Consider the following 14,033-nt stretch of genomic DNA (forward strand, 5'->3'; position numbering starts at 1 on the left):
GGTTAAAAAACTACCTGATGAACACAAAATAAAAACCTAATGATTTGCTAATGATGGTGAATTGTTTTTATTAAACAATTGCTTGATGTTCTACAAAAGATGGGTGGGAAAGTTTGCAAGCCGGTAAAATTAAGCCAGAGTACAGCTTTTGTATTAACGAGTTTCGAATCGATCCCGGTGAAAATACTGTTAGCCAGGGCGACGAAAAGCGTCAGATTGAACCCCGGGCGATGCAGGTTTTAGTGGTATTGTCAGGCCTTGCTGGTGAAACTGTAACGCGCTCTACGCTGCTTACCGAAGTGTGGGGAAACCGAGTTGTAGTGGAAGAAGCCCTGACCCGGATTATTTCTCAGCTTCGGGTTGCTTTTAATGACAGCAAAAACCGTAAGCTTATTCAGACTGTTCCGAAAAAAGGCTACCGGCTGAATGCTGAGGTAACGCAATCATTGCCTGGCAGTGCGAAGCCTGCTGCCGATGAGAAGGAAGCTTCCTCTCTGGCTGAAGCCCAGACTGAAACGGCTAAGGCTGCTGAGCAATCAGACATTGCTATCAGCTCGGAAACTGCAACGGATGCTCGCGTGTCCCCGCAAAGCGAACTGGGAGCATCCGATTTCAGCCATGGTAAGTTGAAAGGTGAAAATCCCCGGACTGTAAAGCCGGTCAGCAAGTCACGATACTGGGCGGGCATGCTTATAATTACGCTGGTGACGTCAGTTCTGCTGTATCTGAATTCAGGCGAATCATCATGGGAGGATACTTCTGTTAGCACAAATTCACCGGTAGGTGCTTCTGTAACTGATACGCAGCCAGTGAGCATAGCAGTTTTACCCCTTGAGCAACTAAGCGCAGATCAGGACACTCTTTACCTGGCGGAAGGCTTACCGGAAGAATTACTGAGTGAACTGGCGCGGGTGCCTGAACTGAAGGTGCCATCACGTTATTCTGCATTTGCATTATCGCAGCGTGAAAATCAGGAAGGTAAACTTGCCGAAGCACTGAATGTGCGATATTTGCTTGAGGGCAGTGTAAGACGCACAGGCACAGATTATAAAGTCGTGATGAGACTGGTGGATACCGCTGAAGACCGGGTTATGTGGTCTGAAGGGTTTGAGGACAGCGCCTCACGGTTGTATGAAATTCCGGGAGAAATTGCGGTTCGGGTGCAACAGACGTTGCTACCAGACAAAGCAGTGCGTCCTGCATCAGAACGGCAGTCTGGCGTGGACAACGTAGAAGCCTATCAGCATTATCTGCAGGGTATTTACTGGCTAATGAACGGAAAAACCAGCGAGTGGTTTTACCGCGCAGAATCATCTTTCAGAAAGGCGGTTGAAGCCGATCCCGGGTATGCGGAAGCGTATGGTTCGCTGGCTTACGTTTATGCCCGATACAATTATCATGACACGTTCATGGACGCCGGGGAAGCGCAGTCCAAAGCCAAGCGCGCCATTGATAAAGCCCTTTCTTTAGAAGCGGATGAGCCTAACGCGCTGTTCGCCAGTGCTATTCTGAACACCTCAGCATCTGACTTTGAAGGCGCAGACGCCGCACTAAGAAAAGTGCTTAGATTTTTGCCGGAAAATACCACCGCGTTATATTTGTACTCTGAGCTGGAACTGGCGAGGAACGACTTTGAAAAAGCGCTGGATTACGCCCTCAGAGCAAAGCAGAAAGACGGTTTATCGCCATGGGTCAATGTGAACCTGGCGATTGTGCATTTCTGGCGTGGGGAACTGAAAGAGGCGCTGAGCGCAGCAGAAGATGCTATTCGCGTAGATAACGATTACACGTGGGCATATGTGTGGAAGGCTAAAATTCTGCAGCATATGGGACACACGGCCAGAGCCATAAAGACGATGGAACGGTGCAACGCCCTTGATGATTCGTCACCGACCAACAATGCTTATTTAGGGCTGCTTTATCTTGAGCTAAGCCTTGTCGGGGAGGCCAGGAAATGGTTCGACAGGACTGCAGTGCTTTATGGCAATACCGATGACGCCCGCTTCTGGCAGCAGTTTGAACGTTTCGCGTATTGGCGTGAGGACCGTGATATTGGCTTTGCCTTGTTGAGTAAACTGACGCTTGTGGACAACCGTATATTCAGCTTGCTTCCCGTATTGTTCCATATGCAGCAGCAAACCGCAGAGTACCCCGATGACGACGTTTTTCGTGTCTTTGCTGATGACTGGCTGAAACAGCGCGGCGCGGTAAATTATCTTAACCAGCACCGTTGGTTTGGTGCTGCTGAGCTGGGCTTGTTACCTGAACAGGAAAGTGCCGGAAGCGATTTCAGCAAAATGGTCTCATATCCTCAGGATCAGCGCTATTTTTATGAGTCTAATTATACGTATGGTGAGGTTTATCCTTGGCTGTGGATGATGCCGGAGGCGTCACTGCCAGCTGATATTCGTGCAAAGTTGGGAAACTGGCGACAGGAGCAGACGGAAATCTACCATGCGCAGACATTGGATTAGTTAAAATCATAAATGTTAATAATTATCATTTGCAAATGTTCGCTCGCCGGCGTATTGTAGTGCAGGACCCATCCAAAACGTAAATCGTGTAGTTCTCTGCCCAGTTGGGCAGAGTTTTTTTTGGTTAAATCACGTTGATCATTAGATACTGGGAGGCAATGAAATGGAATCGATATTGTTTTTGCTGTTATCTGCGGGTACCGCGCTGGCCTTTGGTGGACTAGTAAAGTTACTGGCCAATTCAGAGAATCATTAGCTCGTTATCGTTAGCAGGAACGCTGCAGTTAGGCTATAAACGCCTGCCAACTTGCCAGCAGGTGCTTAAGTTCCACTAAGCCACAGCCCGCGACCGGGCCATCAAGTTGTTCATCTTCAAATTGGCTGTCGGCAATATCATTGTTATTGAGAAACAAATCGACTTCTTCATCGGCAATAGTAAGGTGATAAATTTTGCCAACAAATTCGTAGTCGGAGATTTGTCTTTCTAATAAACGGTCGAGATTATGCAGTAATGACGTGATCAGCGCTTTGTCGCTGCCAATGTCATGACTTAGCCAATCGCCAAAATATTCACTTTCCATGTCGCATCGCGCAAGAGGTTGCCCGGTGACATCGGTTAGAAACTCAAAATCCATACTTCTTTCACTACTGTTTTTTATTGAAATTAAAACACGGTGCCATTGGCATCCATTTCGGTGAGATACACCCGAACATCAAATTCAATCTGATGGTAGTCGGGCAGCATGTGCTGACACAGCTTATAGAATGCTTTGTTATGATCTTTTTCTTTTAAGTGTGCCAGCTCGTGAACCACTATCATATTTAAAAATGGTTCTGGGGTGCGTTTAAAAAGGTCGCTGACACGCAATTCATTTTTACTTTTTAATTTGCCACCCTGTACGCGTGACACATATGAGTGCAGGCCGAGGGCGTGGTTAACCACATGAATTTTGCTGTCGTATATCACCTTACTTAATGGCTGGGTTTTCTTCATGTAGTGATTCTTAATGTCCAGCGCATAATCACGTAAATCCTTGTCATTGTTAATGTTATGAACACTGGTATAGCGGGAACGCAGCCAGTCGCCCAACTGATTTTTGTTTATCAGTTGTTGAATCTGATCTTGTAAATGCTGCGGATAGTGGGAAAGGTAGGTCAACGACTGCGACATATCTGACGGTTTCTCTGTAACGCTTGAACGCAGTAATTATACCTTACCTTCAGTATAACCTTAGTACTTTATCGACAGTATAAAATAATATCCGTGAATGGGTTTCGAACCGCCGATTGCCGATACTGCAGGTTGATATTCACTCTGTTTATCACACTGAAAAAACACATAATTTCATTTTTTCTGGTCGGATCTTACGGTATCAAAATGAGTTATATCACACATAAAAATCAATACTATTCAGATGCTATTTTTCGGGGTAGTGTGGCGCGGTTTTAAGATTGTAAATAGGAATTAGACCGTTGTTTATGGTGCGCTTAAACACCTTCACGAGAAAGGTGAGCAAGACAGATGCACAATTCGCTTTGTGTTGGGCAGTCAAAGCATGTTGACGTTATTTGCCTCGCACAGCCCATGCTCTATGGTAGTTACCGTTGCGCTTGAAAAAGCACGGGTAGAATACAAATTAAATAGAATTGATATTGATAAACTGGAGCACGAAAGCCCAGAGTATTTAAAAATTAATCCTAAGGGAAGAGTGCCGTCTCTGCTTACGCCAGATGGTACCATTACCGAAGCATTAGGCATTATTTTCTACCTGCATAAGAAATATCCTGTGGCGCAGATATTACCCAGGTCGTTAACGTTCATCGAATCGACCTGCTTCCTCTCCTGGATAACCAGCCATATTCAGCCGTACTGCATGCAGTACTGCAACTACGCCAGTGGGCTCTCCTTCGATGCATTAGTGTTAAAAAATCAGGCTGAAGAGCAATTGAAATCTGCTTTCGAGGTTATTCAGAAGCGCCTGAGAAATTCCATGTTCTGGTGCGAAGAAGACTGGAGTGTGCTCGATGTTTACTTGTTCTGCATAATTAGGCAACTAAAAGAAGCTGGTTTTGATTTTTCTGCGTTCGGCAGAATCACCGAACACTATGAAAGGTTGGCGCGCATTCCGGTAATTTACCGTGCGCAATCAAAAGACAGCTTGTATTAGCGATAGGTAAAATGACTCGCGTGATCAATGAATGCCTGGGCAAAAGGGCTCATTTGTCGCTCTGCCAGCCATAGTAGGCCAACCTTTCGGTTGGCAGTTACATTGGCGATATTGATCGCGCGCAGTAAGCCGTGCTCCAGTTCCGTTTTCACTAATTCCGTGGGCAGTAACGCAATATAATCGGTATTGATGAGTATCTGTTTAGTGGTAAGCACCGAATCTGTTACCACAATATTTTTCGGGAGGCTGGCATAATGCCCCAAAAACAGTGCATGCAACTGGTGTCTGAAACCGCCTACCTTATTTGGCATTAACCAACGCATGGTACTCAGTGATTCAAGCTTTACCTCATTAGGTAAATGGCTATTGGCCTGGCCGACAACCAGTGAGAAGGCGTCTGAATATAAGGTTTCCTCACAAAATTCTTCCGGCGGACTGGCCATGCCAGTAGTCAGAATGGCGATGTCTAACTTATAGGTTCGTAGCAGGTGGTGTGCATTGTCTTCGTCGCATTCTGTCAGTTGCAGATTGAACGTGGGATACATCTCGCAAAAACTGCTCATTACCTGGCCCATTACGGATGAAAGTGCTCCTGGCGTTCCGCCAATATGAAGGGGCCCATTAATCTGTTCTGCTAATAAACGTATTTCGTGTTGTGCAGTTTGCAGTAAGTTTTCCACGCTCATGGCTTTCAGCTTCAGGGCTTTGCCTGCAGAAGTTAACATCATGCCTTTTGACGAGCGTTGAAACAGCTTTACCTCTAATACCCGCTCCAATTGATTCATGGCCATAGAGATAGAAGGTTGAGAAACATGTTCAGCTTTGGCGGCGCCGCTTATCGTTCCTTCGCGGCAGACGGCCAAAAACTGCCTGAGCATGCGAGGGTCGAGTCGCATTCTGCCTCCATAATTAGTATTTCTTAAATTATTTTTAATTTTGTATGCAAACTTACGAAAAATGGTTTTTCCCGACAATCAAATAAATATAAAACTTCATCAAATGTTGATATTTGAATATTTTTGGGTTTGAAATAATGCTTTTTTTGTATTGACTGAGTTTTGTTTGAGCTAAAAGGTTTGGTTTTCTCTAAGTCAAAAAACAAAAAAAGCAACTTTTTTGAAGAAGTTATACGCATAAACTGGTATTTATGTAAAAAACGCGAACTGGATAAAGGAGTAACCGGGTTTGCTGCGCTTTTTCTCTTATTATTTGCTCATCGGGCTGGTAACCGCCTCGGTTACCCTTGGGTTTCATATTTACTATCGTAAAACACTCGAACGGCCGTATTCCAAAAAGTCGTTGGCATTCTTTTTTCCTTTCGAAGTGCTGTTCTGGCCGTTATTCTTTATTGCAGCGTTAAGTCGGGGGTCTTTCAAGCCGGTTCTCGAACAATCGAAGTCTTTTAGACTGCCAAAACCCATGCCTATCGACCCTGAAGAAGAGAGAAAAAGAGTCGCTTTTCGTCAGGGCGTTTACAAAAATCCGCCTTTCTGCGGTAAGTATATTTATGAATATGGCAGTGGGTTCAGAGGATTCGATAAAGACGACAGCGGAATCTTTATTTTCGAAGCCAAGGATGTGGCGGCGTTTTTGGCTGACGGGCGTCATGGTTCGCCTTATGAAATTGAAAATAGCGAGACACTAACCATTAATTTACAGGAAGACGATCCTGATGAGGTAAGCGATACGCAGCTTATCCAGCGCTGGGCCGAGTGTGCAGACAGTAGTATCGAGTTTTACAGCGAAATCGCCGGTTGTCGTGGGGAATTTCGCTATATCATCAGAAATATGGTGGCGGCAGGGGTTGGTGAAAGTTACTGCGTAGCCTGTAAGAAGCATTATCCTAATAGTGCGATGAGTGTGACCCATCCGCCGCTGGAAAATGGGCGGGGCTGGATCATCGATTTCATTCAATGCCCAAAAGAGCACACCCTAATGGACATTGAGATAATGCACTTTTTCTAGGTTGTCTCTAGGCCTGAATTAGTCTTTTTCTATCGAATTACCGCCTGTTACTGCAATGCGCATGGCGGTTTCTACATCAATATCCAGCGGTATGATTTTGTCCCGGGAAAGGTAGAGCGTATAACCGCCAATCTGGTAACTCATGGGCAGATAAACAGCTACTTTATCTTCCCCGGGAAAGAGCTTGTTGGCCACTTTGTCGTTGGTCATGAACCCAATAAGCTTAATGCCGTTATCCATATCTACGGCGACGGCTTTTTTAGTCTCTTCGCCCTTTTTAACTTCAAACAGCTCTACCGCATCTTTTACCGCGCCAAACAGGGTTTTTATAACCGGCAGACGGGCAAAAATACGCTCACCTAGCGAAATCACCCAGTTAAACAGATAAGCATTAATCAGAATACCGATAACAGAAAGGGCGATGATGACGGTAACCACGCCTAATCCGGGAAAATAATATTCGGCCGGAATAAAGGGCGAGAGCAGGGCTTCGGTGGTGCTTACCAGCCACACCAGAAAATAAATGGTAATGGCGAAGGGCAGAATGGTGACTAAGCCCTTAACGGGCAACAACAGCAATTTATTAAACATGGTAAACCTGAAAGGAAGCGAGTGTGGCTAATCTGGCGATTGTATCGCATCGCCCTTGTTCGGCAAGATGCGCCGACAAGGGCTGGGAGTAATTTATTGTCTTCAGGCTTTAACACTCATGAATAAATTAGAAGTTGCTTAACCTCGCTCAAAATTGTATTCAATAACGGCTTGGTGGTCGTAGTAAACAGCTGGTTTTCCATTTTTTTCATATGGCTTGTATCGCCATTGCTTAACGGCAGTGACGGCAGAATTCTCATAAACCCCTTCAGGGCTGGAATCTACGACTTCTACGCTCGAAGGTACGCCATCTTCAGTAATATTGAACTTCACTTGTACCCAGCCATTTTGCATGGTGCGTACGGCTGAAAATGGCATTTTAGGCGATTTGCTAGACAATAAATCTGGCGCAGATTCTGGGCCATCTTCCAGTTGGGCCGATAAATCCGGTAATGGCCTGGGCGCCGATTTGATTTCACGTTGAGGCAATACGCAACCGGTGAGGCTGATAACGATAATGAAAAATAACAGAGTCTTCATGTTCATCCTTTAATAATGGAGCTCTTATCCTAAGAGGTGAGAAAAGCGGATACCCTTTACCGATATCCTGCTCAAACAGTAGCCAACAAAGTGTATAACTTCAATGCTTATTTAAATTCGCCAGGCAATTGGCACTGTCATCGTGGCGACAACCTGTCATGATAAGGTGTTAAGTATCAGCCATGCCAAATAAGGATATTCATCGTGATCACCCAAGAACAAATTCATCAGTTAGCGGAAATCTGTTTGCAAGCGGCAGAAGTGGAAATTATGCCGCGATTCAGGCAATTACAAAGCGGACAAATTGAAGAGAAGCTCAATCATCACGATTTAGTCACGGTGGCAGATAAAGCGGCTGAGGACTTCATACTCTCCAAGTTAGTGGCGTTGTACCCCGATGCATTGTTGATTGGTGAGGAAAGCGTGTACGACGATCCTACATCGCTGGATAAATTTGCTGAAGCAGCGCTTTCCTTCGTGCTTGACCCCATCGATGGCACCTGGCACTACGCGAATGGGTCGGTAAATTTTGGTGTAATGCTTGCCATTGCCACGCGAGGAACAGTGATTGGCGGCATTATTCTTGAACCAGTAACGGGTGATTACCTGTGGGCGATAAAAGGGCAGGGTGCTTTTCAGCGAATTAATGGTGTTGACCAACCATTAACCGCGGGTCGTCATAACGCACTGCCACTTACCGATACCATGTGTTGCTATTCCTTCGGAGTGACTAAAGACGCCGAGCGTCGGCAAGCTATTGAAGTGGCCAACAAAATGGGGCGTATCATGGATTACCGCTGTGCTGCTGCCGAATACCGTCTGCTGAATACCGGTGCGGTGTCGTTTGTGATTTTCCAGAATAAGCTGAATATTTGGGACCATGGTGCGGGTTTGCTCATTACCCAGGAGGCTGGGGCTGTGGCACGAATGATTGATGGAAGCGAATATTCACCTCAGATCTCCGGTAAATTACTGGTGGCAGAGAGCGAAACACGCTGGCAGGAAGTGGCTGCCTTATTTGTTGAATAACAACTTGTTGAAAAACGACTTATCGAATAACGATAAATACAGCTTTCAGTTTTAATGAAATGCGATGAGAAATCATTAGCAACGTTTCGTGTAAATACTTCTTTTTATTTTGACTTGGAATCGTGAGTTCGCGGCGGCTGCTTGTTGTGATGCTGCGCGTTCTCGTGATAATACATTACAACGTATTGGTGAGTGATGCTGTACACCTGATGATGGAACATTAGGAGTGATCGTGAAAAGTAACGACGATAGCACCAGTAATAAGCAAGTGAGTAACCCTAGTGCTAGCAATCCCAGCAACGATAACAAAAGCAACGATAACAAAAGCAACGATAACAGAAGCAACGAAAACAGAAGCGCCGACACGTCTGCGCCAGATGCTTCTGCTAGTCGGGAACGCGGCGTTATTGCGTCGCAGATTAAGCTTAATCAGGCCATGGCCCAAGCCGGAATTCGGTCTAAAACCGAACTTGCCCGCAAAATTCAGAAAATCGAGGGGCTAGATAAAATACCGCGCTCGCTGGTAAGCAGGGTATTCAGTCAGCCAGTCGATCTGAAAAGTCTGGAACGGGTGGCAAACGCACTGTCATGCCCCACGTGGTCGTTATATTCAAATGCAGACGACGTGACTGGGGCCTCAACATCTCCCTCTCCACAAGCTGCCACTTCAGATGCACTTGACTCGCCAGTCACGGCGTCTGATCCGCACGCAGAATCAGTACAGCAGCATCCGGGTCGATGGAAATGGTTAGTGGCCTCTGCTGCCGTAGTCATTGCCGTTGCTTTCGGTATCGTGAATCAGATGCCGGGAGATATTGCGCCACAAAAATCAGACATTGTGTCTTCAGAACAGGGGCTTTTTCACCGCAATGTGGTTGCCGTAATGCCCATAGAGGGCGACGACGAACAGCTCACCTACACACACATGTTAGAAGAAGCAGTAGCCAGTGTGAGTACGTTTGTGCCGGGCTCTGGCTTTCGCTATGGGGCTGCGCTGAGTCCACCCTCGATTATTTCAGATGAGAAGGCGGAACTGGTTGTTACCGGTGAACTGCTCAAAATAGGCAAGCATGTGTTACTGCGGCTATCGCTCTATGATGAAGAGGGGATGTCACATTTCTGGGCTGGTCACTTTATCGCGTCGGCGTCGTCAACCTATGTCCGTGAATCAATCTCTTCCGCCATTGAGCATGCCGATAAAGGTGAGGCAACTCCTGATACGCCAGACTGGGAAAACTACAAGCGCTATGTCGATGGGTTAACCTTGTTAGAGGGTGAACGTAACGAAGCCGTGTTGCTCAAATTATCTGATGTCCTCCACCGGGTACTACGTCAAAGCCCGGATTTTGCTGATGCACACGGCACCCTGTGTAACGTTCTGGTGCAACAACATATTTTCAGTGGCGAGAAAAGTTATCTTGCAGAGGCTGAGTCTGAGTGCGAGCGAGCTCGCGCGTTAAATACAGAGTCGCCAACGGTGCTGTTGGCCAGTTCAGCGCTTGCCCGCAAGGCGGGAGACGCGAACTTGGCTGCACAATACTTGCAACAGTTGTTTGCACGCGACCCAGACAATACAACGGCGTTGCAATTGTTTGCTGAAGTCGAGGTACAGCGCTTTCGTCAGTCTGGAGAAGAGCAATACATCAAGTCTGCTGAGCAGGCGTTAATCAAAGCGATTGCACTTGAACCAGAGCAATGGAAACTGCCTTTCACACTAGCGAGGGTTTACTTTTTTACCGGTCAAGTGGAGAAAGCGATTTCCTGGTCTCAGGAAGCGGTGCAGGATTGGGAGGGATTAGAAACGCTTACTAATCTTGGCACTTATCAGTTTTGTCACGGCGATTTAGCCGATGCTCGCAACACCTATCAACACGCATTGCTCGTATCGCCAGAACATCCGGTCATCACGTCAAACCTTGCGACGCTGTATTATTATCTTGAGCAGTACGACGACGCGCTGAGCGTGTACCAAAAACTGGAAAGTGAGGAGTCTAATCAAACTGAGCTGTTCCAGTATTGGGTGAATTTGGCTGATACTTATTATCACCTGGGACAAATTGATGACGCGCGGGCGTTGTATCTTAAGAGTCTGGACTATCTCGATGCCATTTTAACCAAAGGCGAGGCCAGCGACATGCAAAAGGCCGTGCGTATTAGTGTGTATGTTCGATTGATGAAAATTGATAAAGCGCTGGCATCGGAAGCGCTGCTCGACACCTTGAAAAAAGAGGCCCTAGCCCTTGAAGAAAACAAGGACATGCTGACACGATTTCACCTGAGTCTGAGTTGGTTGTATATGGGTGATAGAGAGCGGGCAATCCGCCTCAAAAAATCCATAGAGGGGAGTTGCCCGGGATTTGTTGCGTCGCCAGACTTTACGATTTAAACAGGCGTTTTCGCAGTGGTAATATGAACAGACTGAACAGCATCAGGCCTGCCGCTGGTGGCGCAGGAACCGGTGTTGGTGGTACTTGCACGCTCATTACATTGATATCTGCGATAAAGCTGTCGGCCAGGCTCAGAGGAGATCCAAAATCGTCAGATAGCAGCACATCGGTAAACATCATTTGTCCTAATCCTGCACTTACCGCAGAAAATGTCAGTGATGCGATTTGGAAAGCAGATGGTTGGCCGCTGAGATCCCAATCCAGACTGACAGCAGAAAGCGTTACCTCACCATAGGAATCTACGCTGTCATAAATGAATGTGCCAACGCTGTCGAGGGAGAAATCGACGCTGACAAGATCGGTGACGGGTTCATCGAAGGTAAACGTCACATCGAAGCCACCCACGTTTTCGGGATTTAACCCAGAAATCCAAACCGGGATCTCTAAGCTATCGCCCTCATAAGCGCTATAAAGATAATCCTGTTCCAGCTCACCAAAAGATAACACCGGCGCAGCACTCGCTGTTGCAGAACCGAGCATTAACATAACCGAAGATACAATACATAAGTGTTTCATAGTCAATCCTTGTCTGATATTCGGGGGCTCAGGTGAGCCCCGTTAAAACATTATTGTGGTTGTTGAACAGCACAGTTCGTATAGGTGCACTGTAATACGCAGCCCCTTGCATCCAGTACGTTGATCACACCATCACCATTGAAATCAGCAGGGTCGTCAGGCCCCGTCGCTGGCGAATAACGGCTAGCGAAGATAGCCATGATGTCGGTGTTATCGACTACATTATCACCGTTTACGTCACAACGCAGAGGTTCTTCTTCGGCTTCTATGCTGATGACAATTTCGTCAATGTCACTGGCGACACTGTCACTCACTGTGAGACTTAATACGTAGTCTCCCGGCAGCATTGCAAAGAAGCCAGAAACTGCAGCGGTAGGTGTAGATAAGGCCACATTGCTGCCTGCTGGCTGACTGACGACCTGCCATAGATACGTGAGCGGCGATGGCCCGTTATCCGGATCGTAACTGGCTGAACCGTCTAACGTGATAGTGCTTTGTACTTCCTGCGCTTGATCTTCCCCCGCTATCGCAATGGGGGATTCATTCGCTTCAACGGAAATCGTCACGTTGTCAGCTGACATTGCTTCACCGCTTTCCAGCATGAGTCTGAGAACGAATGCACCGTCGGTATCAGGCATGAATGACGCTTCACTTGTGTTGCGGTTGGCTATGTCGTCATTATCCAGCACGCTGCCGCTTGGCACCGAGACGAACTGCCAGGAGAACGCAACATCAGTACACGCATCCGTGAACGATGAGTTTGAGCCATCCAGCGACACCACATCGCCCAAATCTACCGTTTCGTTGGAACCGGCCTCAGCATTAAGGGAGCAGACTGGCAATGCACCAATGTAAGTGGTTGCCGAGATACTGTTGCTAAGTTCGCCATCACTGACGGTAAGCCACACAGTGAAGTTGCCGTCTACGTCTGGGATAAAGCTCGCCGTGTCAGCGGTATTGTCGGCAATGTCTGCGTTGGTTAAACCGCTATCCGCCGGAATGCTGCCAAAGTACCATTCATAGCTGAGCGGCGACGGGCCGTTATCTGGATCGTAACTGTCAGTGCCGTAAAGCATCACAGTATCACCCACCAATGCTTCCAGAGGCACTGAAGAAAGCGCAACCGGAGCCACATTTTCATCAATTACGGTTACGGTTACTGTATCTGCAACGCTATTCGCTTCGCCATCGTTCACAACCAGGGCTACCACATATACCCCGTGAATATCGGCTTCGAAGCTGGTGATAACCGCTGCTGGCTCATCGATGTAAGCCGAACTACCGGCAGGCACATCAACAAGGCTCCAACTGTACGTTAGGGTGTCACCTTCCGGGTCGTAGGAATCGCTACCGTCGAGGCTTACCACACCACCGGTGGCCATTTCACGATCTTCACCGGCAATGGCTAACGGCGCGCGATTCATCACGGTTACTGTTACTTCAGTGGCATCGGTGAACAAGCCATCATCAACCGTTAACGAGAAGACATATTCACCGCTAACGTCGGGAACGATTGTCGCTGAATCAGCTTCCACATCATCAAGTGCATACGGATCTAGTTCGCTACCTGCGGGCAGGGAAACAATGGTCCAGTCGAAGGTTAACGGTAATGGCGCGGCATCAGGATCGGTTGAACCAGAGCCATCCAGGGTGATGGTGTCGAAGCGATAAACACTGCCTTGCGTATAGATTGACGCAGACGGTGGTACCGGTTCAGGCTCACCGGGCTCAAGGTTGAAGCCAATGCGGTAGGGGCCTGTGTCTGCGAAGGCGCTGTCGTTGGCTATATCACCGTCCTGAATCACCAGAGTAAAATAGCCATCTTCGAGCAGAGTAAGGTCTTCTATAGTCGCCACTCTGTAATTAACAACTTGTGCAACGGGACTGCCACTCGGTGAATAAAGAATTGCGAAAGGTGCCAAAGATGCCTGTTCAGTTTCAGATACCTCTATGTATACTGAGTCACCTGAGTTTGCATAAAACTGCCAACTGTCCAAGTCACCTACAGTGATGAATTCTTCAACGTAATCATCAGCAATCAACATTCCGTGTTCATTTGCAGGTGCATTTACAAAGTGAAGTTGATATTCACCGACATTTGCATAGCCACTATCGTTGGCGACATCACCATCTTGAATAACCACTGTGTAGATGCCAGTAGTAGGTAGTTCAAGATTACCAATACGAGTCACAGTATAGTCGGTAGCGGTGGCTAACTCGGTCCCATCGGGGTTAAATATCTGGATATAAGCAGCTAAACCTGTGTAATTGAAATCAGATGCATGCAGAGTAATGATATCCCC

The 14,033-nt window shown here is 47.1% G+C and carries 12 protein-coding genes; 5 read left to right on the forward strand and 7 right to left on the reverse strand.

What is annotated here, in order from left to right; genetic code table 11:
* The first annotated feature begins 113 nt into the window (after positions 1 to 113).
* Positions 114 to 2,474, forward strand: coding sequence for a winged helix-turn-helix domain-containing protein (locus ACXAGX_RS18470; protein WP_474840163.1), 2,361 nt, complete (start codon positions 114 to 116; stop codon positions 2,472 to 2,474).
* A 284-nt stretch (positions 2,475 to 2,758) separates the two neighbouring features.
* Here ACXAGX_RS18470 and ACXAGX_RS18475 read toward each other — a convergent pair whose 3' ends face one another.
* Both ACXAGX_RS18475 and ACXAGX_RS18480 read right to left on the reverse strand, forming a co-directional pair.
* Positions 2,759 to 3,109, reverse strand: a complete 351-nt coding sequence (locus ACXAGX_RS18475; protein ID WP_474840165.1) for a YacL family protein — start codon at positions 3,107 to 3,109, stop codon at positions 2,759 to 2,761.
* A gap of 29 nt (positions 3,110 to 3,138) precedes the next feature.
* A complete protein-coding gene (locus ACXAGX_RS18480; protein WP_474817654.1) occupies positions 3,139 to 3,645 on the reverse strand; it encodes a YgjP-like metallopeptidase domain-containing protein in 507 nt (168 codons plus the stop codon).
* Positions 3,646 to 4,030: 385 nt separating this feature from the next.
* On the opposite strand from ACXAGX_RS18480, the gene ACXAGX_RS18485 reads away from it, so the two are divergent.
* On the forward strand, positions 4,031 to 4,642 hold the full coding sequence (locus ACXAGX_RS18485; RefSeq protein WP_474840167.1) for a glutathione S-transferase family protein: 612 nt from the start codon (positions 4,031 to 4,033) through the stop codon (positions 4,640 to 4,642).
* Here ACXAGX_RS18485 and ACXAGX_RS18490 read toward each other — a convergent pair.
* On the reverse strand, positions 4,639 to 5,538 hold the full coding sequence (locus ACXAGX_RS18490) for a LysR family transcriptional regulator (RefSeq protein WP_474840169.1): 900 nt from the start codon (positions 5,536 to 5,538) through the stop codon (positions 4,639 to 4,641). The two genes, ACXAGX_RS18485 and ACXAGX_RS18490, sit on opposite strands and share 4 nt — an antisense overlap.
* 289 nt (positions 5,539 to 5,827) lie before the next feature.
* Here ACXAGX_RS18490 and ACXAGX_RS18495 point away from each other — a divergent pair, with 289 nt between their 5' ends.
* On the forward strand, positions 5,828 to 6,607 hold the full coding sequence (locus ACXAGX_RS18495) for a hypothetical protein (protein ID WP_474840171.1): 780 nt from the start codon (positions 5,828 to 5,830) through the stop codon (positions 6,605 to 6,607).
* Between the two features lie 18 nt (positions 6,608 to 6,625).
* On the opposite strand, the gene ACXAGX_RS18500 is transcribed toward ACXAGX_RS18495, so the two are convergent.
* Positions 6,626 to 7,198, reverse strand: a complete 573-nt coding sequence (locus ACXAGX_RS18500; protein ID WP_474840173.1) for a DUF502 domain-containing protein — start codon at positions 7,196 to 7,198, stop codon at positions 6,626 to 6,628.
* 138 nt (positions 7,199 to 7,336) lie between these two features.
* Positions 7,337 to 7,738, reverse strand: coding sequence for an energy transducer TonB (locus ACXAGX_RS18505; protein ID WP_474840175.1), 402 nt, complete (start codon positions 7,736 to 7,738; stop codon positions 7,337 to 7,339).
* Positions 7,739 to 7,942: 204 nt separating this feature from the next.
* On the opposite strand from ACXAGX_RS18505, the gene ACXAGX_RS18510 reads away from it, so the two are divergent.
* The gene (locus ACXAGX_RS18510; protein WP_474840177.1) at positions 7,943 to 8,767 is read left to right on the forward strand and encodes an inositol monophosphatase family protein; all 825 of its coding nucleotides are present in this window, start codon (positions 7,943 to 7,945) and stop codon (positions 8,765 to 8,767) included.
* A gap of 232 nt (positions 8,768 to 8,999) precedes the next feature.
* Positions 9,000 to 11,153, forward strand: a complete 2,154-nt coding sequence (locus ACXAGX_RS18515) for a tetratricopeptide repeat protein (RefSeq protein ID WP_474840179.1) — start codon at positions 9,000 to 9,002, stop codon at positions 11,151 to 11,153.
* Here ACXAGX_RS18515 and ACXAGX_RS18520 read toward each other — a convergent pair.
* On the reverse strand, positions 11,143 to 11,730 hold the full coding sequence (locus ACXAGX_RS18520; RefSeq protein WP_474840181.1) for a hypothetical protein: 588 nt from the start codon (positions 11,728 to 11,730) through the stop codon (positions 11,143 to 11,145). The two genes, ACXAGX_RS18515 and ACXAGX_RS18520, sit on opposite strands and share 11 nt — an antisense overlap.
* Before the next feature lie 50 nt (positions 11,731 to 11,780).
* A partial coding sequence (locus ACXAGX_RS18525; protein ID WP_474840183.1) for a PKD domain-containing protein occupies positions 11,781 to 14,033 on the reverse strand: 2,253 nt, incomplete at its 5' end.

This window comes from Alteromonas sp. ABV4_515, from assembly GCF_056160345.1.